This is a genomic window from Primorskyibacter sedentarius (assembly GCF_004342065.1).
GTDB classification, from domain to species: Bacteria; Pseudomonadota; Alphaproteobacteria; order Rhodobacterales; family Rhodobacteraceae; genus Primorskyibacter; species Primorskyibacter sedentarius.
This window is the reverse complement of record NZ_SLZU01000001.1, coordinates 782,454-807,112: the sequence shown is the minus strand read 5'-3', so window position 1 is coordinate 807,112 and position 24,659 is coordinate 782,454. Positions and strand designations below refer to the sequence as shown.

The following is a 24,659-nucleotide window of genomic DNA, read 5'->3' as shown; positions in this document are numbered from 1 at the left end:
TCGCCCGGTTCAGAATTGCTGTCGTTCCAGCGTGAAGCCGCGCGCTTGTAGCAGGGCAAGCACCCCGTCGGGGCCGGACAGATGCGCCGCACCAAAGGCTGCGACGATCAGGCCGCCTTTTGCCGCGGCTGCTGTGATAACGGGAATCCAGGTCTGATTGCGCGTGGCCAGAAGCGCGCGTTCCATCTTGTCCAGCGCGGGGTCGTTGTCCCCGGCTGAATTGGGGGCGTGCAGCACCGAAAGCTCGCGCATAACCTCCCACGCCTCGGCGTGACGCTCCGCGAAATAGGTGGCAAGCAGGGTGGCGAACATGTCTTCTGCCGTCTGGTTCGGCACGATACTGGACATCAGCAAATCGATCTGATCGTCGCGGCTCATCTCGCCGAAGGCACGCATCCCGGTGTCAAAAGCCTCTAACGACAGCAGCTCTTTGCCGTTTTCCTGCGCGAAGGCGGCAATCCGGCCGTCCATTCCCGCGACGCCCCCTGTCAAGGTGGACATGGCGCAGGGCGGTATCGACAGGAGCGTCGCCAGATACCACGGCTGATACTTGGACACCAAAATGGGCGGCAAGCCACGCGCCGATGCCGCACGCGACAGGGCCTGCCAGTCCTCTTCCGGCAGCAGTTCGGGCAGGGTCGTATCGGTCAGCAAGAGCAGCTCTGGCTGGGTAGAGAGCGCCGAATGGAGGGCGGCCTCCTCGTCTGGTGTGACCTCCAGCAGGATACGGTCCGCCGCTTCAAGGATCGGCCGCAGCCGTTCAAAGGGCGCGTCAAGGCGGGGGTCGTCGATATGGACGGTTCCGATCAGGTGAACAAGTTGGCCGTCGCGCCTTGCCATCCAGTGATTGCCCTCTGCGAAGGGCGTCTGTGCAAGACGTGCCGCAAGCTCCTTTTGCAGCTCCGCGGGCAGGCTGTGGCGCAGGTCGGTGCCCAGGCATTGCGCGCTGGCGATATTTGCCAATCCAAAGAGAATCAGGGTGACCAGGGCGCGTAACATGGGGGGCCTCTTTCAGTTCGGCGTCACGCTATCGCGACGGCTGGGTCTGGACAAGCCGGGCCATGCGGGCATGATCCCACCATGAACCGCGAGAGCGATCTTTATCCGCCGGTCAAGGCGCTTCTGGAACGTCAGGGCTATGAGGTCAAGGGCGAGGTCGGGGCTGCCGATCTGGTCGCCCGGCGTGGCCAAGAGCCGCCCGTGATCGTGGAGTTGAAGCTGCGTTTCGCGCTCACCCTGTTTCATCAGGCGGTCCGCCGTCTTTCGGTGACCGAGGCGGTCTATATCGCGGTGCCAAGGCCCACGGGCCGGACGGCGCGGCGGGTGCTCAAGGACAATCTCGCGCTGTGCCGCAGGCTTGGGCTGGGGCTGATGACTGTGCGGGAAGACGGGCGGGTCGAGGTGCATTGCGATCCCGGCCCCTACGCGCCCCGCCAAAACAAGAAGGCCGCGGCCCGGCTGCTGCGGGAATTCAACCGGCTGGAAGGGGACCCCAACGACGGTGGCGCAACGCGGCACGGGATCGTGACGGGCTATCGTCAGGACGCGCTGCGCTGTGCCGCCTGTCTGGCGCAACTGGGCGCCAGCCGGGGGCGCGACGTTGTCAAGGTGACCGGCGTCAAGGTCGCCACACGGATCATGCGGGACAATCATTACGGCTGGTTCGAGAAGGTCAGCACCGGTGTCTATGCCCTGACCGATCAGGGGCGCGAGGGGCTGGTGCATTGGGCCTATAGCTGGGATGAGACGGCTACAGGGGAACCGCGCTGAATGTCTCTTTGAGCATTTCGGCAGAGGCGCGCAGGGCATCGGCCTCGTCCGTGGAGAGTTCGGGCACCAGTGCTTCGGTGACGCCTCCCGCGCCAAGCACGCGCGGCACAGAGCAGGCAACCTCGCGGACGCCCTGAACATCCGACACGCAGGACACGGTCAGCACGGTCTGCTCGTCTCGGGCGATGGCGGCCACGATGCGGGCAAGACCTGCGCCGATGCCGTACCACGTGGCGCCCTTGCCCTCGATGATGGTGTAGGCCGCGCGCCGCACGCCCTTGTCGATCCGGGCCATCTGGCCGGCGTCGAGCGGTTTGCCGATCTGTGCCGCAAAATCCCCGACGGGGACCGACCCGGCGCGGGCGCTGGACCAGGCCAACACCTCGCTGTCGCCGTGTTCCCCCAGCACATAGGCGTGAACCGATTGCGGCGCGATGCCAAGGTGACGCCCCAAAAGCCAGCGGTACCGGGCGGTGTCGAGTATTGTGCCCGAGGCGATCACCCGTCCGGGCGGCAGGCCGCTGAGCGCGGTGGTGATCTGGCCCATCACATCGACAGGGTTTGAGGCGACCAGCAGGATGGCATCCGGGCTGGCGCGCATGACCTCTGTGACCACATCGCGGAACACGGCGGCATTGAGTCCAAGCAATTCAAGCCGTGTCTCCCCCGGCTTCTGCCCGACACCGCAGGACAGGATCACCACCTGTGCGCCTTTGAGGTCGTCATAGCTGCCCGCATCCACGCGGGTGGCACCGGCAAATGGTGCGGCATGGGCAATATCTTCGGCCTCTGCCAACGCGCGGGCCCGATTGATATCCACCAACACGATGCGCGACGCGACACCGCGCATGACGCAGGCAAATGCGGCAGCTGATCCGACCATTCCGGCCCCGACGATTCCGATTTTCATGCCTGCCATGCTCCAATCTGCCTTCCGCCAGCTTAGGCGCGGCGGGGTGCGGGGTGCAAAGGAAACAAGCCCGTGCAGGCCGGGCAGGGGCTTTGCGCCGGAATTTCGCGCGTTTGCGGGGGCGTCGCGGGGCTTATGGTGCCAGCCATCGCGGCGGCGGGGCTCAGGGCTCCCACATGCACCCCCGTTTCGGACTGTGCGGATTTCTTGATCGGGCTGTTGACACGACGCAGCGACATGCCTAGCTATGCGTCGTTAGCACTCGACCTCTGCGAGTGATAATGATCCCCGGAAGCCACCGGAGGGTCTGGAGGAAACCTAAGAGCCAAGGAGCTTCTTGCAATGGCATTTAAACCGCTTCATGACCGTGTGCTGGTCCGCCGTGTGGAAAGCGACGAGAAAACCAAGGGCGGCCTGATCATTCCCGACAGCGCCAAGGAAAAGCCTGCTGAAGGTATCGTCGTTGCTTGCGGCGAAGGCGCGCGCAAGGATTCGGGCGAGCTGATCGAGATGGCCGTTTCGGCCGGCGACAAGATCCTGTTCGGCAAATGGTCGGGCACCGAGGTCACCGTTGATGGCGAAGAACTTCTTATCATGAAGGAAAGCGACATCCTCGGCATCATCGAGGACGACGCAGCCGCCAAGGCCGCCTGATCGCCCACGATCGCGAACCCCATAGAAATTACGGAAGATCTGAGGAGTAATCCCGAATGTCCGCTAAAGACGTCAAATTCGATACCGATGCCCGCAACAAGATGCTGCGCGGCGTCAACATCCTGGCCGATGCGGTCAAGGTGACCCTTGGCCCCAAAGGCCGTAACGTGGTTCTGGACAAATCGTTCGGCGCACCGCGCATCACCAAGGACGGTGTTTCTGTCGCCAAAGAGATCGAACTGGAAGACAAGTTCGAGAACATGGGCGCGCAGATGGTCAAGGAAGTTGCTTCCCGCACCAATGACGAAGCCGGTGACGGCACCACCACCGCAACTGTTCTGGCACAAGCCATCGTTCGCGAAGGCCTGAAGTCGGTCGCAGCGGGCATGAACCCGATGGACCTCAAGCGCGGTATCGACCTCGCGACTTCCAAGGTGGTTGCAGCGATCAAAGCAGCCTCCCGCCCGGTCAACGACTCGGCCGAAGTTGCTCAGGTCGGCACGATCTCTGCCAACGGCGAAGCCGAAATCGGCCAGCAGATTGCGGACGCCATGCAGAAAGTCGGCAACGAGGGTGTTATCACCGTCGAAGAAAACAAAGGTCTGGAAACAGAGACCGATGTTGTCGAAGGCATGCAGTTCGACCGTGGCTACCTCAGCCCCTATTTCGTCACCAACTCTGACAAGATGATTGCAGATCTCGAAGACTGCATGATCCTGCTGCACGAGAAGAAACTGTCGTCGCTTCAGCCGATGGTTCCGCTGCTCGAGCAGGTGATTCAGTCGCAAAAGCCGCTGCTGATCATTGCGGAAGACGTTGAAGGCGAAGCGCTGGCGACCCTCGTGGTCAACAAGCTGCGCGGCGGCCTGAAAATTGCTGCTGTCAAGGCGCCGGGCTTCGGCGATCGCCGCAAGGCCATGCTGCAGGACATCGCGATCCTGACAGGCGGTCAGGTGATCTCGGAAGATCTGGGCATGAAGCTGGAATCCGTGACCATGGACATGCTTGGCACTGCCAAGAAAGTCTCGATCTCCAAGGATGAGACCACCATCGTTGACGGTGCAGGCGAGAAGGCCGAGATCGAAGCGCGCGTCGCTCAGATCCGCAACCAGATCGAAGAAACCACCAGCGACTACGACCGTGAGAAGCTGCAGGAACGCGTTGCGAAGCTCGCAGGCGGCGTTGCAGTCATCCGCGTTGGCGGCATGACCGAAGTCGAAGTGAAAGAGCGTAAAGACCGCGTTGATGACGCGCTGAACGCAACCCGCGCTGCTGTTCAAGAAGGCATCGTGGTTGGCGGCGGCGTCAGCCTGGTTCAGGCGGCCAAGACGCTTGAAGGTCTGACCGGTGCAAACGCCGATCAGAACGCTGGTATCGTCATCGTTCGCAAGGCGCTTGAAGCACCGCTGCGTCAGATCGCCGAGAACGCCGGCGTCGACGGTTCGGTTGTGGCTGGCAAAGTCCGCGAATCCGACGACCTGAAGTTCGGCTATAACGCACAGACCGACGAATATGGCGACATGTTCAAGTTCGGCGTTATCGATCCGGCCAAAGTGGTCCGCACCGCGCTTGAGGATGCATCCTCGATCGCCGGCCTGCTGATCACCACCGAGGCAATGGTTGCCGACAAGCCCGCCAAGGAAGGCGCTGCCCCCGGTGGCGGCATGCCCGACATGGGCGGCATGGGCGGCATGATGTAATCTGCCTCTCGGCTCAAGCCTTTTGGGGTCGCCTTCGGGCGGCCCCTTTTCGTTTCTGCACCCAAGTCTGCGGGTCACGGTGACCATGCGTAAAGATAATTCTTTCCGACAGCCCGTGTTTCGCCTTATGGTTGAGGCTCCGGGATCGCCTGCAATTTAGATCCCGAGCGAAAGGGAGACATAAACTTGAATAAACTGGCAGGTTTCGCCGTATCCGTTGCTGTCCTGACGATGGCGTTTACAGAATCGACAGAGGCCGGGACGAACCCCTACATCGGCGACATCGTGATGGTCGGTGAGAATTACTGCCCGCGCGGGTGGGCGGAAACTGATGGTCGGTTGATGCCGATTTCGCAGTACAATGCCTTGTTTTCGCTCCTTGGGACAACCTATGGCGGTGATGGGCGCACAACCTTTGCTTTGCCTGACCTGCGGTCGCGTGTCGTGGTCGGGATGGGGCAGGGCGCCGGGCTGTCACCCATCCAGCAGGGCCAGACCGGCGGGGTGGAGATGGTGACGATCACCCAGTCGAACATGCCAAACCACACCCACACGGCCACCACCACGGCCACCACTGTTCTGAACGCCTCTAACGAAAGTGCGACGGAACAAAGCCCGGAGGACGGTATCCTCGCCGAAGCGAGCGGGAATACCTATGGGTCTACAACGGTTGACGCCACGCTGCGCAACGACGCGGCCGCGACGACCGTATCGACTACAATTGCACCGACCGGCGGAGGACAACCCGTGAGTATTGTCCAGCCCTTTATCGGAATGAAATTCTGCATTGCGATCGAGGGCGCCTACCCCAGTCGGAGCTGAAGACGGAGGAGAAAATGATGCAAGGTGAAATGTCGGGATGCGCTGTGCGTCCCTACCTTCAACAGCGGCCATTGACGATCCGCCGCCCCGGATTTCTGCGCGAGATGCGCGGATCAGAGCTTGCTCAGGCAGACCAGCTCTTGCAAGCGGCCTTTGGCGGCCCGGACGAGGCGGCTTTGGTGCGACGTCTGCGCGCCGATCGGGCGCTGGCCGGAGAGCAGGTTCTGCCCTTCGAGGACCGGATCGTAGGCTATGCGGCCCTGTCGGAAATGCGCAGCCCCCAGGGCTGGCTGTGCCTTGCACCCATCGCCATCGCGCCGGATTTTCAGGGTTTCGGCCATGGTCGCCGCATGGTTGGCATGCTCGCTGAATGGGCGCGTCGCTCTGGTGTGTTCCTCGTCGTGCTGGGCGATCCGGCGTTCTACCGGCGGTGCGGCTTCTCGTCGGAACGGGCTGCCAAGCTTCGCGCACCCTATCCGGCTTCGCATCTTCTGCTGGCAGGTCCGGGCGATGCTGTGCCCGAAGAGACCCTCGAATATCCACGCGCGTTCGGCTGATCCTATTCAGTAGGCGAGCGGTTCCAGCGGATCGTAAATCGGCGGCGCAGGTGGTTCAAAAGCCACCTGCGCAAGGCTGTCGGGCTTGTGGCGCATCGTGGCCAGTTCGGTCTTCGTAACCCATCGCCTCTCTGTCACGATGCCTTCAGGGTCGGTCCACGCGCCGTTGCGATCACCGCCGAGGATGCGGCAGTGAAAGAACAGCTCTACCTGATGAAACCCGCGCGCCTCTTCGTGATATTCGTTCAAAAGGCAGGTTTGCCCGACCGCGATCTTCAGCCCGCATTCCTCCCATACTTCGCGCGCAAGGTTTTCGGGCAGGGACTGGTGCATCTCGGCGCCGCCGCCCGGTGCGCACCACAGGTCACCGTCCTTCCAGGCATTCACCATCAACAATCGGCCGTCTTCGACGATGACGGCGCGCAGGGCAAGACGTGGCGACATAAACCGGCTCCGTGTGCATTTGCCCCTGTTGTAGGGGGATCGGGCGGACTATCTCAAGGCGTATGCGGTGGTTCATTCTTTTTCTGGCGATGCTTCCCGGCGCGGCCCTTGCCGATTGCGTCGTGCTGCTGCACGGGCTTGCGCGCACTGAAGCCAGTCTGACGCTCATGGCGTGGAGCCTTGAGGCAGCCGGATATCGCACTGTCAATCCGGGCTACGATTCGACCCACGAACCGCTTGAGCCATTGATGCGCGAAACCTTGCCCGCAGCGGTTGCGGAATGCGGCGAGGACCGGGTGCATTTCGTGACCCATTCGATGGGCGGTATCCTTTTGCGACTGTGGTTGGCAGAGGGGAACCGGCCCGAAGACATGGGCCGCGTGGTCATGCTTGGTCCGCCCAATGCGGGCAGCGAACTGGTCGACCACCTGCGCGATCTTGCGGCCTTTGGCTGGGTCAACGGCCCGGCCGGCGTGCAACTGGCCAGTGACGGCGTGGTGACAGACCTGCCGCCCGTAGAGGCCGATCTGGGTGTGATCGCGGGCAATCGATCGCTCAATCCGGTGTTTTCGCTGATGATCGACGGGCCGGATGACGGAAAGGTCTCTGTCGCCTCGACACAGGTGGCAGGCATGGACGATTTCATCGTTCTGCCCGTCACACATACCTTCATGATGCAGAGCCCGCTGGTGATCGCGCAGGTTCTGGAATATCTGGAGACCGGCCAATTCAGGCCGGATATGGGCTGGGCCGAGGTCCTGCTTCGCAGCGGCCTGACCTGTGCGCTGCAGGGCTGTCTGGAGGATGACAATGAGCTATTCGACTTCGGGGCCAGCCCTTGACCTGACGCTGACGGGCGCGCGCGTGCTGCGGCCCGAAGGGTGGGACGCCGACGCGCTTTGCCTGTCGGGTGGGCTGATCAGCGAGGCGGCAGATGGGCGGCAGGTCGACCTTGCCGGGTGTCTGGTGCTGCCCGGGCTGATTGACGTGCATGGTGACGGTTTCGAACGCCACATGGCGCCGCGTCGGGGCGCCTTGCGAGAGGCGGAAAACGGCGTGATCGCCACGGCGGCCGAGTTGGCGGTAAACGGCATCACTACGGGCGTCATGGCGCAGTTCTTCAGCTGGGAAGGCGGGATGCGCAGCCCGGAATTCGCCGCCTCTGTCTTCACCGCAGTCGGCGCGGTTCGCGACAGTGTGGCGGTCGATCTGCAACTGCAATTGCGGTTGGAGACGCATATGATGGACGATTTCCCCCGCGTGCTGGAGATGATCGCCGCGCATGACATCTCATACGTTGTGCTGAACGATCATCTGCCGCATCAGCGCCTGTCCGAGGGGCGCAAGCCACCACGTCTGACGGGGCAGGCGCTGAAATCCGGGCGCTCGCCCGAGACCCATCTGGCCCTGATGCAGGATCTGCACGCACGCGGTGGCGAAGTGCCAGCGGCGGTTGCGGCGCTGTGTAAGGCATTGTCAGCGCAAGGTATTCGGCTGGGCAGCCATGATGACCGCACCGCCGAGGTGCGGGAGGATTGGCGGAGAAAAGGCGTTCTTGTATCCGAATTCCCCGAAACGGCAGAGGCAGCGAGTGCCGCGCGGCAAGGCGGGGATGCGATCGTACTGGGCGCGCCGAACGTGGTGCGCGGGGCGAGCCATGCGGGCAATGCCTCTGCCACAGAGCTTGTGCGCGAGGGTCTGTGCGACGCGCTTGCCTCCGACTACCACTATCCTGCGATGCGGCAAGCCGTCTGGCGGCTGGTCGATCAGGATATCCTGCCGCTGGAGGAGGCCTGGGCGTTGGTGTCTTCCGGGCCTGCGCGGGTTCTGGGCCTGGCGGACCGTGGCGCGTTGGCACCCGGCCTTCGTGCCGATCTGGTGGTTCTGGAAGAAGACACGCGGCGCGTCGGGGCCGTCATCAGCGGCGGACAGGTTGCATATATGACAGGGCGGGTCGCTTCGCGGTTTCTGGCCTGAACGCCGTGCAAACTGGCGCTGTCCCTCGCCAATCCAGTCTGGCCATGGGCACGGACCTGCCTGACGTCAAAATGCCCTAGGCTTTGCCGCGCTGAATGCGGTTCACATGACCCATCTTGCGGCCCGGTTTGACCTCTGCCTTGCCATAAAGATGCAGCGCGCAATCCGGTTCAGCCGCAAGGTCGGCCACGCGGTCCATGTCGTCGCCGATCAGGTTTTCCATCACCACATCCGTATGGCGCTGCCCATCGCCGAGGGGCCAGCCAGCGACGGCGCGAATGTGCTGTTCAAACTGGTCGATGGCACAGCCGTTCTGGGTCCAGTGCCCGGAATTATGCACACGCGGCGCGATTTCGTTCACGATCAGACCCTTGGGCGTCACGAACAGCTCGACCCCCATGACGCCAACGTAATTCAACGCGTTGAGGATGCGGGCGGCGAGCAGTACCGCGTCGCTGCGTTGTGCAGAGCTGAGCCGCGCAGGCACGGTGGTGGTGCGCAGAATGCCATCCTTGTGGACATTCTCACCCGGATCGAAGGCCGAGACAGACCCGTCCAGCGCACGTGCGGCGATGACCGAAACCTCATGGCTGAAATCCACAAAGCCCTCAAGGATCGCGGGCGCCCCGGCCATATCGGCGAATGCCTGAGCGGCGTCAGACGATGCGGAAATCCGCGCCTGCCCCTTGCCGTCATAGCCAAAGCGGCGAGTTTTCAGGATCGCAGGCGTTCCAATCTCTGCCAGCGCGGCATCCAGCGCCTCGGCACTGTCTATCGCTTTGTAAGGGGCGGTGGTCAGGCCCAGTTCACTAAGGAAGTCTTTCTCTGTCAGCCGGTCCTGACTGATCCGCAGCGCCTCGCGACCCGGAAAGACGGGCGCAATCGCTTCGAGCACGTCAAGCGCCTGCGTCGGGATGTTCTCGAACTCGTAGGTGATGACGTCGACGCTCTTTGCAAATGCGCCCAAGGCGGCCGCGTCGTCATATGACGCCGTCGTGACCGCATGCGCCACATCGGCAGCGGGCGGGTTGGCGCCGGGCTCGTAGATATGGGTGCGCAGCCCCAGCCGCGCAGCAGCGACAGAGAGCATGCGGCCAAGCTGGCCCCCGCCCAGAATGCCGATGGTCGAACCTGTGGGAAGCGGGTTTGTCATCTGCTCGAACCTCCAGCGCTGTCGTGGTCTGCGTTGCCGTGCGGGGTACAGAAGGCCAGCGAACTGTGCAAGACGGGTCAGTCGTCGGTTGGAATCTCGGGGATGGAGGCTGACAACGCCGCGCGCCAGTCGTCCAGCCGCTTTGCAAGCGCGTCGTCCTGAAGCGCGAGAATGCCTGCGGCCATCAACCCGGCATTCGCGGCACCCGCAGCCCCGATGGCCATGGTGGCAACAGGAAAGCCGCGCGGCATCTGGAGGATGGAATACAGGCTGTCGACACCCGAAAGCGCGCGGGTCTGCACCGGCACGCCGATCACTGGCACCCGCGTCTTGGACGCCATCATGCCGGGCAGATGCGCAGCACCGCCGGCACCCGCGATGATCACCTGAAGGCCGCGGCCCACGGCTGTCTTGCCATAGTCCCAAAGACGGTCTGGCGTGCGGTGGGCTGATACGATGCGCGCCTCATAGGGCACGTCTAGCGCGGCCAGCATATCGGCGGCTTCCTTCATCGTGGGCCAGTCGGACTGGCTGCCCATGATGATGCCAACCCGGATCAATGTGTCGTCGCCCATACGGCCCTCCGCGAAATCAGAGCGGGCACTATAGCCGGATCACGCCTGCTGGCAACGGCTCTCAGGCGATGATGTCGGGCAGCAGCCGATCTTCGATTCGCGCGATCAGATCCTTCAGCCGCAGCTTTTTCTTTTTCAAACGCTGCAAGGTGATCTGGTCGGCCGTGCCACGTTCGTTCAGCGCGCGAATCGCATCGTCGAGGTCGCGGTGCTCGCTGCGAAAAACCTCAAGCTCCACGCGCAGGACGTCATCCGTCTTCATCGAGAGATCAGTGGGCGCGTTCATGGATATATACCTGACAGACTATGGGGTTACAGAATACCGCGTCGATTTGCGTTTGGCAAAGGTCTTGCAAGCGCCGGGGGTGCGACCCATATTTGTGTTGCGGTGGTGCCTATAAGGGCCGCCGCAGCATTGTCGCTTGTTTGATAAGGACACCGCATGACGAAACTGACACTGGGATCATACCCGCACATGCTGGGTTTCGAGCAGCTTGAACGCGCTCTGGAACGTACGGCGAAATCGGGTAACGAGGGCTATCCTCCCTATAACATTGAGCAAACGTCGGAGTGTTCCTACCGGATCACGCTGGCTGTCGCCGGCTTCAAGGAAGAGGATCTGTCGATCACTGTCGAAGATCGGCAGCTGGTTATCCGTGGCAAGCAAGGCGACGATGAAGAGGGACGGATCTTTCTGCACCGCGGAATCGCGGCGCGACAGTTCCAGCGGTCCTTCGTTCTGGCTGAAGGGGTCGAAGTGGGCGACGCTCTCATGGAGAACGGGCTTCTCCATGTCGATCTGGAACGATCACGCCCCGAAGCCGTTGTCCAGACTATCCATATCAGGAAAGGTTGACGTCATGCATACCCCTATCGAGCTTCCGAAATTGGATGATGAGCGCATTGTATACGTGCGCCAAGTGAATGTATCCGACCTGCCTGCCGAGGTTCAGAATCAGGCGGGCGGCGTAAAGCAGCTTTACGCGGTACACCGCGCCGATGGCGAACGGTTGGCACTGGTGAAAGACCGGCAGCTTGCCTTCATCCTCGCGCGCCAGAACGATCTTGCGCCAGTCACCGTTCACTAAACCTGCGGCGCCCGGCCTGTTGTTCTGAAATGGCGATTGCGCGGTAAGGCCGTCAGCGATCGCTGCGGTCGAACTGCGCCGCTGCGTGGCGGCACATCAAACCAGCTTACACAAGGCCCGAAACCCGGTGCGGTTCGGGCCTTGTTGCATCCACGCCCATGGCGTTTCGATGGGGTTTTCTGGCAGACCGTTGCGAGGCCATGCCCTCCCAAATTCTTTGGGCGGAATTGCGCCAAATCTCGAACAATTTGCCCGTTTTCATGGGAACCGCCGTGCTCTCGGATCGAGCGCGCCGGGTCTTTTCGTAAATTGTTGAAATAGAATGGCAAAAGCCGCTGAGCCGCTTTGGAGTTATGTCAGAATTCTTGGGCCGGAATTGCGGTCGAGAGGACGCCTAGAGGACGCGCGCGTGATAGGGTGGTCAAATCCCGGTTCAAGGCTCCAGCCGCACAATTTTTTCGTCATCCGTGCAGGAACATTCCCCCTTTCTGCCGTGTTCATCCTCCATAGCCAGACGGGCAAACCTGCCTGTCCCCGGCAAACGAAAACTGGAGGACTGAACTATGAAAACTCTGCTTGCAACAACCGCCATCGTGATGGCCAGTGCAATCCCCGCATTCGCTGAAAGCCACAGCATGGCCACCGAAAGCGGCCCCTTCCTTGACAGCGCCAAGATCGAAAGCAATGCCGATCTGCGTGCCTCGCGTCTGATCGGGATGAGCGTTTACACCACCGAAGCCGAAGTTGAAGGCGAAGCGATGGCCGATGCCGGAACCGACTGGGACCGCATTGGCGAAATCAGCGACGTCATCCTGTCGCGGTCGGGCGATATGGAGGCTGTCCTGCTTGATATCGGCGGTTTCCTTGGCATCGGCGAGCGCACCGTCGCGGTGACCCTGTCCGAGCTGAAGCTGGTTTCTGACAGCGATGATGCGGACGATTTCTTCGTCGTGCTGAACACGGATCGCGCTTCGATCGAAAATGCGCCGGAATTCGATACAGACGTCATTGGCGCCTGGAACGGCGTTGAGCGGACTGGCGAAAACGCCGCAGATATGGCCGAAGAAACGACCGAGAAAACTGCTGATGCGGTCGAAAATGCTGCTGAAGATGCAGAGGGAACCGTTGTTACGACCGGTGCCGAGCTGAACGAAGCGGGTGATCAGGCTGTTGAAACCGCCGAGACTGCTGGTCAGAATATCGAGCAGGAAGCCGAAGAAATGGCTGCCGACACCGAACATGCGATGGACGGCATGACCCATTCGCCCGAAGGTTACATGGCTGCCGACACAGCGACCCTGACGGCCGAAATGATCGACGGCGCCCGCGTCTATGACGGCCGGGACGAGTGGATCGGTGAGATTTCCGAAGTGATCGTGGCCGAAGACGGCAAGATCAGCGAAGTCATCCTTGACGTTGGCGGCTTCCTTGGTCTGGGCGAAAAGCACGTGTCCATGCCGTTCGACAAGCTGAACCTGCAGCAGGAAGACGGTGGCGATGATCTGCGCGTCTATGTCTCTGCCACCAAGGAAGAGCTTGAAAGCATGGAAGACCGCGGCATGTAAGCCGACCTCCATGTGACACGCGACGTAGCTGACGAGTACCAACCCCGGGGCTTTCCCCCGGGGTTTTTTCTATCATGCGACCAGGGTTTCGGCCTTCTTGAGGTCAACCGACACCAGCTGGCTGACCCCCTGTTCCTGCATCGTGACGCCGAACAGGCGATCCATACGGCTCATCGTCACGGCGTGGTGGGTAATGATCAGAAAGCGCGTGTCGGTCTGGCGACACATCTCGTCCAGAAGATCGCAGAACCGGGTCACGTTGGCATCGTCAAGCGGCGCATCGACCTCGTCCAGCACGCAGATCGGCGCTGGGTTCGCGAGGAACACCGCGAAGATCAGCGCCATAGCGGTCAGGGTCTGCTCTCCGCCAGACAGCAGCGAGAGGGTCGACAGCTTCTTGCCAGGGGGTTGGCACATGATTTCCAGCCCCGCGTCCAGCGGATCGTCGGATTCGACCATCACGAGGTTGGCTTCGCCCCCGTTGAACAGGTGGGTGAACAGCAGGCGGAAGTTGCTGTTCACCTGTTCAAAGGCGGTCAGAAGGCGCTCGCGGCCTTCGCGGTTCAGGCTGGCGATGCCGTTGCGCAGGGTGCGCACCGCCTCTTCAAGATCCGCCTTTTCGTTGACCAGCGTATCATGCTCTTCGCGGACTTCGCGGGCGTCTTCCTCGGCACGCAGGTTCACAGCCCCCAGCGCGTCGCGCTGACGTTTCAGCCGGTTCACATCCGTTTCAATACTATCGGAATCGGCCATCTTCTCCGGGTCGGCATCAAGCTGTTCCAAGAGCTTTTGCGGGGTCGTTTCCTGCTCTTCTGCGATACGCTCTTCGGCGGCAGCCACGGTCTCGCGGGCGGCTTCTGCCCGCGCCTCTGCCCGCGCCCGTGCTTCGCGCGCCTCCGATGCCGCGCGCTCTGCCTCGCGTTCGCCTGTCTCTGCCTCGCGCAGGGCGCTTTCGGCAGCGCTAAGCGCATCTGCGGCGGCGGCCCGGCGGGCATCAGCCTCGGAGATCGCATGCGAAAGTTCATCGCGCTTGGCGGCGATTTCCTCTGGCGCGGCGCTGGCTTCTTCCAGTTCCTCTTCTGCTGCTTCCTTGCGGTCCAGCAATTCCTGACTGCGGGTCTTGGCGGTTTCCAGCCGGTGCCGCCAGCCGCTCAATTCCTTCGTGACCTGCTGGCTGCGGGCGCGGCGCGCTTCGCCTTCACGCCGCAATTCATCATGGGCCGATCGCCGGGCCATCATCGTCATCCGCGCGGCTTCGACCGTCATCTTGATGTCGTCGACCTCTGCCCGGGCACTGTCGAGGTCTTCCAGACCCTGCGCGGCGCGCTCTGCTTCGGCGAGCTGCTTGCGCGCGGACATGGCCTCTTCTTCATAGCGGGTCACTGCCATGGCGAGGCTTTCCAGCTTGCCCCGGGCCAAATCGCGGTCGGCCTCGGCCCGGTTGAAGGCGCGGCTGGCCTCGGTCACCTGTGCGTCGGCGTCGCGGCGGGCCTTGCGCGCTTGCTGATCGGCGGCGGCAAGCTCTGCCATCTTGGCCGTCAGCGCCTCGTGCGCGGCCCGCGCCCCATCGACGCGCGCCTCGGCATGGGCGTTTTCCTGCTTGAGCGCTTCCAGGCGATTAAGCTGTTCCAGACGCAGCGCCGCCGCGGATGGTGCGTCCGCCGCCCAGGCCCGATACCCGTCCCAACGCCAAAGATCGCCTTCAAGGCTGACAAGGCGCTGTCCGGGCTTCAGCAGCGGCTGAAGACGCTGGCCATCCTCTTCCTCGACCAGACCGATCTGGGCCATCCGGCGCTGCAGAACATCCGGCACCGATACATGGTTGGTCAGCGGGGTGACGCCCTCTGGCAGGGTCTGCCGGGTGTCGTAGTCCGGCAGGATCGCCCAGCCGGACGGGCCATCGCCTTCCACCTCTGGCGCGCGCAGATCGTCTGCGAGTGCAGCACCAAGCGCCTTTTCGAACCCTTGTTCTACCTGCAACCGGTCGAGCACCTGGCCGCCTTCGGCCGTGTCGCGTTCCAACAACCGCGCCAGCGCCGTGACCTCGGCGCGCAGGGCGTTGGCTTCGCCCTCTGCCTCGGACCGTTCAGCGCGGGCATCTGCCTCTCGGGACTGGGTGTCGGCGCGGGCCTCTTCGGCAAGGTTCAGGGCCGTTTCCGCCCGTTCGGCGTTTTCGCGGGCATGTTCCTCTGCGTTGGCGGCGCGCTCCATCGCTTCGCCCGCAGCTTCCAGCGCCTCTTCGGCGGTCTGCATCGCATCACGGGCACGCGCGGCTTCGCTTTCGTTCTTGTCCAGCATCTTGCGGCTGTCTTCCAGAAGCCGCATCGCTGAATGGTGCCGTGCCGCCAATCGCGCGACATCCTCGGTGCGCTGTGACAGGTCCGCTTCCCGGCTTTGCAGCACTTCTGCGGCCTCATGCGCGGCGGCTGCGGCTTCTTCCAGCCGGGTGTCATGCCCCTCGCCAGCCTTGGCAAGCTCGCGCGCTTCCCATTCCAACTGGTCAATCGTCTCGCCCGCGTCGCGGTTCAGCCCGGTTTCGCGCTCCATGTCCAGCGCCATCTGGGTGATGCGTCGCTTCAACGTCTCGATCGCGTCCAGCGCGCGCTTTTCCTGATCCGCGAGGGTGTCACGCTGCACCTGAAGGCGTTGCAGGACGGCGGCGGCGATCGCCTCTTCCTCGCGCAGGGGCGGCAGGTTCGCGTCACGCTCCTCGCGCAGTTTCGCAGCCTGGCGCGCGGCGGTTTCCGACTGTGCCGCCACTGACGTGCGTTCCCGGAGCACGCTTTCGGCTTCGGCGCAGGCCAGATCGGCCTCTTTCCAGCGGCGATAGAGCAACAGCCCCTCGGCGCGCCGCAGTTCTTCTCCGATAGAGCGATAGCGCGCGGCCTGTTTTGCCTGCCGTTCCAGCTGCGCAAGCTGCGTGGCCAACTGTTCGACCACGTCGTCGACGCGGGTCAGATTGGTTTCGGTATTTTTCAGTTTCAGCTCGGCTTCGTGGCGGCGTGCATACAGGCCCGAAATCCCCGCAGCCTCTTCAAGGATGCGGCGGCGTGATTTCGGCTTGGCGTTGATAAGTTCGCTGATCTGACCCTGCCGCACCAATGCGGGCGAATGCGACCCGGTGGAAGCATCGGCAAAGAGCATCTGAACGTCGCGCGCACGCACATCCTTGCTGTTGGTCTTGTAGGCAGAGCCCACGTCACGGGTGATCCGGCGGACAATCTCCAGCATGTCGCTGTCGTTGAACCCGGCCGGCGCGAGGCGGTCCGAATTGTCGATGGTCAGGGAAACCTCGGCAAAGTTGCGTGCAGGTCGGGTAGAGGCACCGGCAAAGATCACATCCTCCATCCCGCCGCCGCGCATCGCCGTCGGCCGGTTTTCACCCATGACCCAGCGCAAGGCTTCCAGCAGGTTGGATTTGCCGCACCCGTTCGGCCCGACAACGCCGGTCAACCCATCCGCGATGATCAGATCGGTGGGGTCTACAAAGCTTTTGAAGCCTGTGAGTCTGAGTTTCGAAAAGCGCAAGACAACGGGTCCCGTGATTCCCTCGTGTTTTGCGAGACTGAAGGCTCAGCCGGGGTCAAGTCAAGCTATCTGCGCAGCATGTGGCGGTAATTTGCATCTTATCCACAAGATGTAGTCACTCCGCCCTTCAGGAATTGCTTGACCGATTGCAGATTTTATTCTCAACTTCAACAGGTTGGAGAGGAGGGGGCATGACCGTAACGATCAGGGCCGGATCACCGCACGAGCCCCAGGCCAAAACGTTGCTGAAGCAAAGCCAGCGGCATATGCGCGATCTGTTTTCTGCCGAGGATAATCATTACCTGTCCATCGATGCTCTGTGCGACGAAGACGTGACATTTCTGCTCGCCGAAGACGCGGGAGAGATTGTCGGCTGTGTCGCGATGAAGCGCATGGCGGGGTATGGCGAGGTCAAATCGCTGTTCACAGCACCGCGGGCGCGCGGGCAGGGCATTGCGGCCATGCTCGTCACCCGGCTGGAGGCGGTGGCACGGGACGAAGGTCTGCCATTGCTCCGCCTGGAGACCGGCGATCTTCTGCACGAGGCGCACAGGCTTTATGCCCGGCAGGGGTTTGGTCTTTGCGAACCGTTTGGCAGCTACGCGGCCTCACCCGCCAGTATTTTCATGGAGAAACGGCTGGCCTGATCCGCTCATCCCCTGCGGCAGTCCATCTGCAGTTCACCAACGCCGCGTTTTCTAGACAGGTAGCCCCCCGTCACGTCGCAAACATAGCTTCGTCGTTTGCGCGGTTTTGCAGGGGCGCGGCTGCCATTGCAGGACAGGCCCGCAATCATCATCGCGGGATCGCCAACGAACCATCGGCTTTCGCAGCCCGTCTGGGCCAGTATCGCCTCTGCCGCGCGCTCGGCTACGACCGGAAAGCGGGGTAGAAATTCGCGCGATGTGCGTGTCACCTCGACCATCCCGTCAGCGTAACGCAGCAAAAACTGACTCCCGCCAGCTTCGGCGCGGGCTGATGTGGCGCCGCGAAAGCCCGGACCCGCCATGTTGCAGGCGGTCAGAAAAACCAGAAAGACGATCAGAGCGCGCATTGCGACAGCTTGGACCCTGGCTGATTAACAGCCGGTAAACTCGCCTGGCGACGGTACAGTCACAGATTTGGGGGATCGAAGACACCTTACGGCGGCTGCCCTTGCGTCGGCCGCGCGCTCAGATGACCTTGATCACCGCCTTGTCGATGGTCAGCATATAGCCGCGTCTTGCGATGTTCTTGACCAACAGCTCGCTGACAAGCTGGTTGCCCAGCCCGTCGCGCAGGCGTTTGATCCGCGTGGCGCCTGCCGCCTCCTCGCAATCGGATGCGTGGCGGCCCGATATCACGGCCTCAATCTCGGCGCCGGTCATGACGTCATCATCCATGCGCGCCTCGGCCAGCACGCTCAGGGTTTCCATCGCGGCTTCGGTCAGCTTGAACCCCATATTGTTGAGGTAGACGGTGTTTTCCTCCCTGCTGATCAGAAGCGAGGACACCTGTATGCCGGATCGTTCGATCTGTGCCATGCGGCGGTTCAACGTGACGAGCATTACAAGGAACACAAGCGCGGCCACCAATAAAGCGGTCGCAAAAATCAGCAGCACGAAAATCACCATGCGGTAACTGGCCAGCGTTTCGGCAAAGGACGTCCCCGATTGTGCGAGGATCTCCAGCAGCTTGATTTCCGCCTGCGCGGTCAGGTCATTATTCTCTACGAACAGCTGCTCGACACGTTCGTTGAACGCGCCCGCATCGGGCAGGGACGCGAACAGCCAGACAGCGGCGCCCAGCAGCAGGATCACGATGGCGGTGATTCCGCCAACCACGATTCGTGTGCCAGAGCGCCGTGCGTCAGTAGCGGAGGTAATACTGTCCGGCACTGTCTCTCCTTTCGGCAAGCCCGGCATCGTCGAAGACGGACAGGACTGTCAGAAGCGTCCAGCCGTCAGCGGCGAGACGCGGTTTCAACTCTGCCCGGGCGGCATCGCGCGAACAGGCACCTGAGATCTTGGCGATACCGTAATGCAGGCGCAGCGGCGTGTCGCGCTTGGCCTTGTAATCGGCATAGCAATCGGCCTGCGCCATGGCGGGCAGGGCCAGTAGCACGGTCAGGATCACCGCGCGAAGGGGGCGTGTGTGTTTCATGCCCGGACTCTGCGCAAACCCCCGCGGCAATTCAATAACCAACAGTATGTTATCCGATAACAGGGGGGCGTTATTGCCTGACTTTCGTCGCCGGGGCCAGGGTTGATCCATAGGCGATGCCGTGCTGGCCGCGCCGCATCTGCTGACTTCGTATGACGGAAAGGATCCCCCCCATGTCCCGCAAATATATCGCCTCTGTTCTGGTCGCCACCATGGCCATCACCGGTTTCGCCGCCCGCCCCGCAGCCGCCGCCAGCGAAGAGGATATCGCCCGCATTCTGGCCGGGGCGGCCACGATCTTCATCATCGGAAAGGCCATTCAAAGCAGCCGCGACAATGATCGCGACGACAAGAAGAGCGCCAAGAAGGCGCATTCGCAGCGTCACGATCACAAGGATAAGCCTGTCGTGATCCGCAAGCATGACCACAAGGACAAGGGTCGCAAGGTCACCAACAAGAACTACGACCGCAATGATCGCGGCCGGGACGGGCATCAGACCCGCAGCCGGGGCGCCACTCCGTTGCCGCAAAGCTGCCAGATAAGTGCGCGTACACGCCATGGCACGCAGACCTTGTATGGGGCCCGTTGCCTTGATCACACCTATCGCAGCGCAAGGAAGCTTCCCGACGAATGCCGCCGCGAGGTTCGGACCAGTCGCGGGGAAAGCAAGGCCTATAGCGCCGATTGCCTGCGTCAACGTGGTTACACCTCCGCCAGATACTAGGGTTGGCCTGTCCGTAAGAGACAGAGTCGAGCAGCGGGCGCGGCCGCACCCCAGCACCGCGTCCGAAGGGGGAAGGGGCCCGCCTGTGGCCCCTTCCTTTCTTTTTGACTTGGCAAACCCCACAGGCTGCGGTTCAACGACGATATGACCAAGGACATCCTGACGCCCGATTATTCGCTCGAAACCAGCGCTCTCTCTCGTGGGGCGCGCGTCATTGCCGGTGTGGACGAGGTTGGCCGTGGCCCGCTTGCTGGCCCGGTGACCGCCGCTGCGGTCATTCTGGACGCCTCCCGCATCCCGGACGGCCTCAACGATTCCAAGAAGCTGACGGCAAAGCGGCGCGAAGCACTATCGGTGGAACTGGAGGCCGTCGCGCACATATCGGTCGCCCATGCGAGCGTCGAGGAGATCGACAGCCTGAACATCCTGCGCGCCAGCCATCTGGCCATGGAACGCGCGGTAGAAGGCTTGCCGGTCACTCCCGATTATCTGCTGATTGATGGCAATCTGATACCGCGTGGGTTGTCCATTCCGTCCGAAGCAGTGGTGCGCGGTGACGCCCGTTCGGTCAGCATTGCGGCTGCTTCGATTGTGGCGAAATTGTGTCGCGATCGGATCATGTGGGATTTGGCGCAACACTATCCGGGTTATGGGTGGGAAACCAACATGGGCTATCCGTCAAAAAGCCACAGGTTGGCGTTGGAAAATCTTGGGGTGACCCCACACCATAGACGATCCTTCAAACCGGTACACAATATCTTGTATCAAGACAAAACCGTAAGCCCCTGATTCAAAAAAGAATTTGACCGCGAATCGGCTTTGAATCATCTTCGTACTCAATCAGTGAGCGCAAAAAGGCGCCGGATAGAGGCAGAGATGAAAACGATGACCAAGAAAAAGAGCACTGCGGTGCTCCCTCTAAACACGATTCTTGCCGGTGACTGCATCGAAGCGATGAACAGTCTGCCCGAGGAATCGGTCGACCTGATTTTCGCCGACCCGCCTTACAACCTGCAACTCAAGGGCGATCTTCATCGTCCGGATAATTCGCGGGTGGATGCGGTCGATGACCATTGGGACCAGTTTTCCTCTTTCGCGGTGTATGACAAGTTTACCAGAGAGTGGCTGAAGGCCGCGCGCCGGCTTCTCAAGCCAAACGGTGCCATCTGGGTGATTGGCTCCTACCACAACATCTTCCGTGTCGGTGCCTCGCTTCAGGACGCGGGTTACTGGATCCTGAACGACGTGGTGTGGCGCAAGTCGAACCCGATGCCGAATTTCCGGGGCAAGCGGTTCACCAATGCGCATGAAACGATGATCTGGGCGTCGAAATCCGAAGGTGCGAAATACACGTTCAACTACGAGGCACTCAAGGCGCTGAACGAAGGCATCCAGATGCGCTCTGACTGGGTGCTGCCGATCTGCAATGGCGGCGAGCGTCTGAAGGATTCCAATGGCGACAAGGCCCATCCGACGCAAAAGCCCGAAGGTCTGTTGCACCGGGTTCTGGTGGGATCGACGAACCCCGGCGATGTCGTGCTTGACCCGTTCTTCGGCACTGGCACCACGGGTGCTGTTGCCAAGATGCTGGGCCGCGACTGGATCGGGATTGAGCGGGAAGAGGCCTACCGCGAGGTGGCCACCCGCCGCATCGCATCGGTGCGCAAATTCGACCGCGAGGCATTGCAGGTCAGCACATCCAAACGCGCCGAACCGCGTGTTCCCTTTGGCCAACTGGTGGAACGCGGGATGCTGCGCCCCGGCGAAACGCTGACTTCGCCTTCGGGCAAGATCGCCAAGGTGCGCGCCGATGGCACGCTGATCGGCGACGACGTCAAGGGATCGATCCACCAGGTCGGCGCCCATCTGGAAGGCGCGCCAAGCTGCAACGGCTGGACCTACTGGCACTTCCGCCGCGAGGGCAAGACCGTGTCCATCGACGTCCTGCGCCAACAGATCCGCGCGGAAATGACCGACCGCCCACATTGAAATTGAACACCGCCGGTGCCTGTGTTTAACACAAGGCACTCGACTTGACCCCGCCGGTCTGGCGGGGTCTTTTTTCGTTCATGAGGCAAGGAAACAAACATGGATCTGCGCGCGATTCTGATGGGGATTTCCTTTGCCCTGATGTGGTCTTCGGCCTTTGCCTCGGCGCGGATCATCGTGGCCTACGCACCGCCGCTGGCGTCCTTGTCGCTGCGGTTTTTCGTCTCCGGCGTGATCGGCGTGCTGATCGCCAAGGCCCTGGGGCAGAGCTTTCGCCTCAGCCGCAACCAATGGCGCGCAACGATCATCTTCGGGATCTGCCAGAACGCGCTCTATCTCGGGCTGAATTTCGTGGCGATGCAGACGGTAGAGGCGTCACTGGCCTCTATCATCGCATCCACCATGCCGCTGATGGTGGCGCTGGCGGGCTGGATCATCTTTCGGGACCGTTTGCGCTGGCTAGCGGTGGCCGGTTTGATCGCGGGAACGGTGGGCGTGGCGCTGATCATGGGCGCGCGTCTGCAAGCGGGCGGCGATCTCTGGGGCATCGCGCTTTGCGTCGTGGGCGCTGTGGCGTTGACAGTTGCGACGCTGTCGGTGCGCGGCGCCTCCTCGGGCGGGAACCTGGTGATGATCGTGGGCTTGCAGATGTTCGTGGGGGCCATTGTGCTGGCCGTTGCATCGGCGCTTTTGGAATGGCCGTTCACGGTGACGATGTCCCGGCCGCTGGTGCTGGCATTCATCTATACAACGCTGGTGCCGGGGCTGTTGGCGACGATCGTCTGGTTCTCGCTTGTGAACCATATCGGTGCGATCAAGGCCGCGACTTTCCACTTTCTCAACCCGTTTTTCGGCGTGGCCGTTGCCGCGGTTCTGTTGGGTGAAAAAATCGGTCCGCTTGATATTCTGGGTGTTGCCATCATCGCGGCCGGCATTCTGGCGGTTCAAATCTCCAAACAGCACCCGTCGAAAGGCTGATCAGGTCAGCAGCACAAGAAGCAGGTTCAGCGTCACGAAGGACCCGACTGTCGTGCCCAGAAGTGCGAGCGACGCCAGCCCCTCGTGCCCGTAATCCTGCGCTATGATGGTATAGACGCCGATCATCGGAACCGCAGCAGACAGTATGACCGCGACCGCAAGATCCGGCTTAAGCGGCGGAAGACCAAGCAGTGGCAGGGCCAGCAAGAACAGCGCGACCATCGCCGGATGCAGGATCAGCTTGCCAAAGACGATCTGCCCGGCCAGCAAGCGGTTGCCGACGATGGGCAGCCCGGCCAGCGTGCCGCCGATCACGAACAGAGCGATGGCGCTGGTAGAGGCGGCCGTCATCTCCAGCATCCTGCTAAGCGCTTCGGGGATCGGCAGGCCCATGACCGACACCGCCACACCGGACAGAAGCCCGATCACCAGGGGCCGACGGAGGACGCCAACCAATGTGTGGCGCGCGCTTGACCACAACGACATGCCTTTGCGCGGCCGCGAAAGCTCCAGCAGGGCGAAGCTGAGCGGGACCAACAGGAAATTCTCCACCACCAGGTTCATCGCAAGGATCAGCCCCGCGCTGTCCGAAAAGAGCAGCATCATCATCGGAAAACCGATATAGGCGGAATTCGGGCAGGCAGAGCCCATCGTCGCTATGGCACGTCGGGCGGGGCCCGTGCCGTGCAACATCGAGATGCCATAAGCCAGCAGCATGGTCGCCAGCCCGCCAAGCGCAAAGACGACGACGTAGGAAGGCAGGATGATCTCTGTCATCCGGCGGGTCGCCACGGCGTTGAACAGCAATGCGGGCAGGGCGATGTTCAGCACGTATTGCCCAAGGACCCGCATATCCGCTGTCCTGAAAACCTTCAGATAGACGCAGAGGTAGCCAAGCACCACCAGCGCGAAGATCGGGAAGGTGATCGCGAAGATATCAACCAAGCGTGGGACCGATCTTGCCGCGTGTCTCGCCGATTTCGCCGCCAATCTGGCCGCGATGCAGCAGCATGTGGTCAAGGATCACGCAGGCCATCATCGCCTCGCCTACCGGAACGGCGCGGATGCCGACGCAAGGATCGTGGCGGCCCTTGGTGATGATCTCGGCGGCCTCGCCCGATTTGGTGATCGTCTGGCGGGTTTTCAGGATGGAAGAGGTCGGTTTGACCGCGAACCGCACAACGACGTCCTGCCCGGTAGAGATGCCGCCAAGGATACCGCCGGCATGGTTGGACGAATAAGCCGGCTTGCCATCATTGCCCATGAAGATCTCGTCGGCGTTTTCCTCGCCCGTCAGCATTGCCGCAGCCATGCCTTCGCCGATCTCCACGCCCTTGACGGCGTTGATGCTCATCATCGCGGCGGCAAGATCGGTGTCCAGCTTGGCATAGATCGGCGCCCCCAGCCCGGCGGGCACACCGCTGGCCACCACTTCGATGATCGCCCCCACCGAATTGCCGGACTTGCGCAAACCGTTGAGGTAATCTGCCCAGGTCTCGGCCGTTTCTGCCGAAGGCACCCAGAACGGGTTCTGGTCGATCTGCGACATGTCCCGCTCGCCCGTGATCATATGCGGCCCGACCTGCACCATGTAGCCGGTGATCCGCAGCCCCGGTGCCAGCGCGTCAATCGCCGCGCGTGCAATCCCACCTGCGGCCACACGTGCCGCCGTTTCGCGCGCCGAGGACCGCCCGCCGCCGCGATAGTCGCGGATGCCGTATTTCTGCCAGTAGGAGATGTCGGCATGGCCGGGGCGAAACTTCTCGATGATGTCGCCGTAATCCTTGCTGCGCTGATCGGTATTCTCGATCATCAGCTGGATCGGGGTGCCCGTCGTCTGGCCCTCGAACACGCCGGACAGGATGCGCACCTGATCGGGTTCCTGCCGCTGGGTAGTGAATTTGTTCTGGCCCGGCTTGCGCTTGTCCAGCCAGTGCTGAAGCATCGCCTCGTCGATTTTGATCCCCGGCGGGCAGCCATCCACCGTGGCACCAAGTGCCGGCCCGTGGCTTTCGCCCCAGGTCGTGACGCGGAAGAGATGGCCAAACGAATTCATGCTCATGGGACGGCTCCTTTGGGCGT

Annotated in this window: 27 protein-coding genes; 15 read left to right on the top strand and 12 right to left on the bottom strand. The window is 62.1% G+C overall.

Annotated features, from left to right (window positions below; all coding sequences use genetic code 11):
• Positions 1-9: 9 nt before the first annotated feature.
• Positions 10-999, bottom strand: a complete 990-nt coding sequence (locus EDD52_RS03760) for a TraB/GumN family protein (protein WP_132241921.1) — start codon at positions 997-999, stop codon at positions 10-12.
• A gap of 81 nt (positions 1,000-1,080) precedes the next feature.
• Here EDD52_RS03760 and EDD52_RS03755 point away from each other — a divergent pair, with 81 nt between their 5' ends.
• Positions 1,081-1,770, top strand: a complete 690-nt coding sequence (locus tag EDD52_RS03755) for a DUF2161 domain-containing phosphodiesterase (RefSeq protein WP_132241919.1) — start codon at positions 1,081-1,083, stop codon at positions 1,768-1,770.
• Here the strand turns inward: EDD52_RS03755 and EDD52_RS03750 are convergent.
• Positions 1,751-2,680: an L-lactate dehydrogenase gene (locus tag EDD52_RS03750; protein ID WP_132241917.1), complete on the bottom strand. Its 930-nt coding sequence runs from the start codon at positions 2,678-2,680 to the stop codon at positions 1,751-1,753. The genes EDD52_RS03755 and EDD52_RS03750 overlap by 20 nt on opposite strands.
• A gap of 342 nt (positions 2,681-3,022) precedes the next feature.
• Here EDD52_RS03750 and EDD52_RS03745 point away from each other — a divergent pair, with 342 nt between their 5' ends.
• The 4 genes from EDD52_RS03745 (at position 3,023) to EDD52_RS03730 (ending at position 6,413) form a co-directional block, all read left to right on the top strand.
• Positions 3,023-3,334, top strand: a complete 312-nt coding sequence (locus tag EDD52_RS03745) for a co-chaperone GroES (protein ID WP_132241915.1) — start codon at positions 3,023-3,025, stop codon at positions 3,332-3,334.
• A 56-nt stretch (positions 3,335-3,390) separates the two neighbouring features.
• Entirely contained in the window at positions 3,391-5,034 is a 1,644-nt protein-coding gene (groL, locus tag EDD52_RS03740; protein WP_132241914.1) for a chaperonin GroEL, read from the top strand.
• Positions 5,035-5,220: 186 nt separating this feature from the next.
• The gene (locus EDD52_RS03735; RefSeq protein ID WP_207905961.1) at positions 5,221-5,856 is read left to right on the top strand and encodes a phage tail protein; all 636 of its coding nucleotides are present in this window, start codon (positions 5,221-5,223) and stop codon (positions 5,854-5,856) included.
• A 17-nt stretch (positions 5,857-5,873) separates the two neighbouring features.
• Positions 5,874-6,413 carry a GNAT family N-acetyltransferase gene (locus EDD52_RS03730; RefSeq protein ID WP_243651818.1) on the top strand — a complete coding sequence of 180 codons (540 nt, stop codon included), beginning with the start codon at positions 5,874-5,876 and terminating at the stop codon, positions 6,411-6,413.
• Positions 6,414-6,419: 6 nt separating this feature from the next.
• Here the strand turns inward: EDD52_RS03730 and EDD52_RS03725 are convergent, their stop codons facing one another.
• Positions 6,420-6,857 (bottom strand): NUDIX domain-containing protein, encoded by a 438-nt coding sequence (locus EDD52_RS03725; protein WP_132241912.1) that lies wholly within the window; start codon positions 6,855-6,857, stop codon positions 6,420-6,422.
• Positions 6,858-6,919: 62 nt separating this feature from the next.
• Between EDD52_RS03725 and EDD52_RS03720 the strand changes: the two genes are divergently transcribed.
• Together EDD52_RS03720 and EDD52_RS03715 are read left to right on the top strand one after the other, a co-directional pair.
• Positions 6,920-7,699: a lipase family protein gene (locus EDD52_RS03720; RefSeq protein ID WP_243651817.1), complete on the top strand. Its 780-nt coding sequence runs from the start codon at positions 6,920-6,922 to the stop codon at positions 7,697-7,699.
• Entirely contained in the window at positions 7,668-8,834 is a 1,167-nt protein-coding gene (locus EDD52_RS03715; protein WP_132241910.1) for an alpha-D-ribose 1-methylphosphonate 5-triphosphate diphosphatase, read from the top strand. Before EDD52_RS03720 ends, EDD52_RS03715 begins: the two co-directional genes overlap by 32 nt.
• A gap of 76 nt (positions 8,835-8,910) precedes the next feature.
• Here the strand turns inward: EDD52_RS03715 and EDD52_RS03710 are convergent, their stop codons facing one another.
• The 3 genes from EDD52_RS03710 to EDD52_RS03700 all read right to left on the bottom strand — a co-directional run bounded on the left by EDD52_RS03710 (position 8,911) and on the right by EDD52_RS03700 (position 10,848).
• Positions 8,911-9,987, bottom strand: a complete 1,077-nt coding sequence (locus EDD52_RS03710; RefSeq protein ID WP_132241908.1) for a 5-(carboxyamino)imidazole ribonucleotide synthase — start codon at positions 9,985-9,987, stop codon at positions 8,911-8,913.
• Positions 9,988-10,064: 77 nt separating this feature from the next.
• Positions 10,065-10,562 (bottom strand): 5-(carboxyamino)imidazole ribonucleotide mutase, encoded by a 498-nt coding sequence (gene purE / locus EDD52_RS03705; RefSeq protein WP_132241906.1) that lies wholly within the window; start codon positions 10,560-10,562, stop codon positions 10,065-10,067.
• A gap of 61 nt (positions 10,563-10,623) precedes the next feature.
• Entirely contained in the window at positions 10,624-10,848 is a 225-nt protein-coding gene (locus tag EDD52_RS03700; RefSeq protein ID WP_132241904.1) for a YdcH family protein, read from the bottom strand.
• Between the two features lie 156 nt (positions 10,849-11,004).
• Here EDD52_RS03700 and EDD52_RS03695 point away from each other — a divergent pair, with 156 nt between their 5' ends.
• The 3 genes from EDD52_RS03695 to EDD52_RS03685 all read left to right on the top strand — a co-directional run bounded on the left by EDD52_RS03695 (position 11,005) and on the right by EDD52_RS03685 (position 13,215).
• On the top strand, positions 11,005-11,418 hold the full coding sequence (locus EDD52_RS03695; RefSeq protein WP_132241902.1) for an Hsp20 family protein: 414 nt from the start codon (positions 11,005-11,007) through the stop codon (positions 11,416-11,418).
• Between the two features lie 4 nt (positions 11,419-11,422).
• On the top strand, positions 11,423-11,650 hold the full coding sequence (locus EDD52_RS03690; RefSeq protein ID WP_132241900.1) for a DUF1150 family protein: 228 nt from the start codon (positions 11,423-11,425) through the stop codon (positions 11,648-11,650).
• A 563-nt stretch (positions 11,651-12,213) separates the two neighbouring features.
• Entirely contained in the window at positions 12,214-13,215 is a 1,002-nt protein-coding gene (locus EDD52_RS03685) for a PRC-barrel domain-containing protein (RefSeq protein WP_132241898.1), read from the top strand.
• A gap of 72 nt (positions 13,216-13,287) precedes the next feature.
• Here EDD52_RS03685 and smc read toward each other — a convergent pair whose 3' ends face one another.
• Positions 13,288-16,743 (bottom strand): chromosome segregation protein SMC, encoded by a 3,456-nt coding sequence (gene smc, locus EDD52_RS03680; RefSeq protein WP_132241896.1) that lies wholly within the window; start codon positions 16,741-16,743, stop codon positions 13,288-13,290.
• Between the two features lie 191 nt (positions 16,744-16,934).
• Here smc and EDD52_RS03675 point away from each other — a divergent pair, with 191 nt between their 5' ends.
• Complete coding sequence (locus tag EDD52_RS03675) at positions 16,935-17,390, top strand: GNAT family N-acetyltransferase (protein WP_132241894.1); 456 nt, start codon at positions 16,935-16,937, stop codon at positions 17,388-17,390.
• Between the two features lie 5 nt (positions 17,391-17,395).
• On the opposite strand, the gene EDD52_RS03670 is transcribed toward EDD52_RS03675, so the two are convergent.
• From EDD52_RS03670 to EDD52_RS03660, 3 genes are all read right to left on the bottom strand, one after another.
• Positions 17,396-17,797: a hypothetical protein gene (locus EDD52_RS03670; RefSeq protein ID WP_132241892.1), complete on the bottom strand. Its 402-nt coding sequence runs from the start codon at positions 17,795-17,797 to the stop codon at positions 17,396-17,398.
• A 118-nt stretch (positions 17,798-17,915) separates the two neighbouring features.
• Positions 17,916-18,647: a winged helix-turn-helix domain-containing protein gene (locus tag EDD52_RS03665; protein WP_132241890.1), complete on the bottom strand. Its 732-nt coding sequence runs from the start codon at positions 18,645-18,647 to the stop codon at positions 17,916-17,918.
• Positions 18,592-18,885, bottom strand: a complete 294-nt coding sequence (locus EDD52_RS03660) for a hypothetical protein (protein WP_132241888.1) — start codon at positions 18,883-18,885, stop codon at positions 18,592-18,594. Before EDD52_RS03660 ends, EDD52_RS03665 begins: the two co-directional genes overlap by 56 nt.
• Before the next feature lie 173 nt (positions 18,886-19,058).
• Here EDD52_RS03660 and EDD52_RS03655 point away from each other — a divergent pair, with 173 nt between their 5' ends.
• The 4 genes from EDD52_RS03655 (at position 19,059) to EDD52_RS03640 (ending at position 22,577) form a co-directional block, all read left to right on the top strand.
• Positions 19,059-19,610, top strand: coding sequence for a hypothetical protein (locus tag EDD52_RS03655; RefSeq protein WP_132241886.1), 552 nt, complete (start codon positions 19,059-19,061; stop codon positions 19,608-19,610).
• Positions 19,611-19,754: 144 nt separating this feature from the next.
• Entirely contained in the window at positions 19,755-20,399 is a 645-nt protein-coding gene (locus EDD52_RS03650) for a ribonuclease HII (protein WP_243651815.1), read from the top strand.
• Between the two features lie 87 nt (positions 20,400-20,486).
• The gene (locus EDD52_RS03645; protein ID WP_132241884.1) at positions 20,487-21,599 is read left to right on the top strand and encodes a site-specific DNA-methyltransferase; all 1,113 of its coding nucleotides are present in this window, start codon (positions 20,487-20,489) and stop codon (positions 21,597-21,599) included.
• Between the two features lie 99 nt (positions 21,600-21,698).
• On the top strand, positions 21,699-22,577 hold the full coding sequence (locus EDD52_RS03640) for a DMT family transporter (RefSeq protein ID WP_132241882.1): 879 nt from the start codon (positions 21,699-21,701) through the stop codon (positions 22,575-22,577).
• Here EDD52_RS03640 and EDD52_RS03635 read toward each other — a convergent pair whose 3' ends face one another.
• Positions 22,578-23,522, bottom strand: a complete 945-nt coding sequence (locus EDD52_RS03635) for an AEC family transporter (protein WP_132241880.1) — start codon at positions 23,520-23,522, stop codon at positions 22,578-22,580.
• Positions 23,515-24,639 (bottom strand): chorismate synthase, encoded by a 1,125-nt coding sequence (gene aroC, locus EDD52_RS03630; RefSeq protein WP_132241878.1) that lies wholly within the window; start codon positions 24,637-24,639, stop codon positions 23,515-23,517. Before aroC ends, EDD52_RS03635 begins: the two co-directional genes overlap by 8 nt.
• Positions 24,640-24,659: the final 20 nt, after the last annotated feature.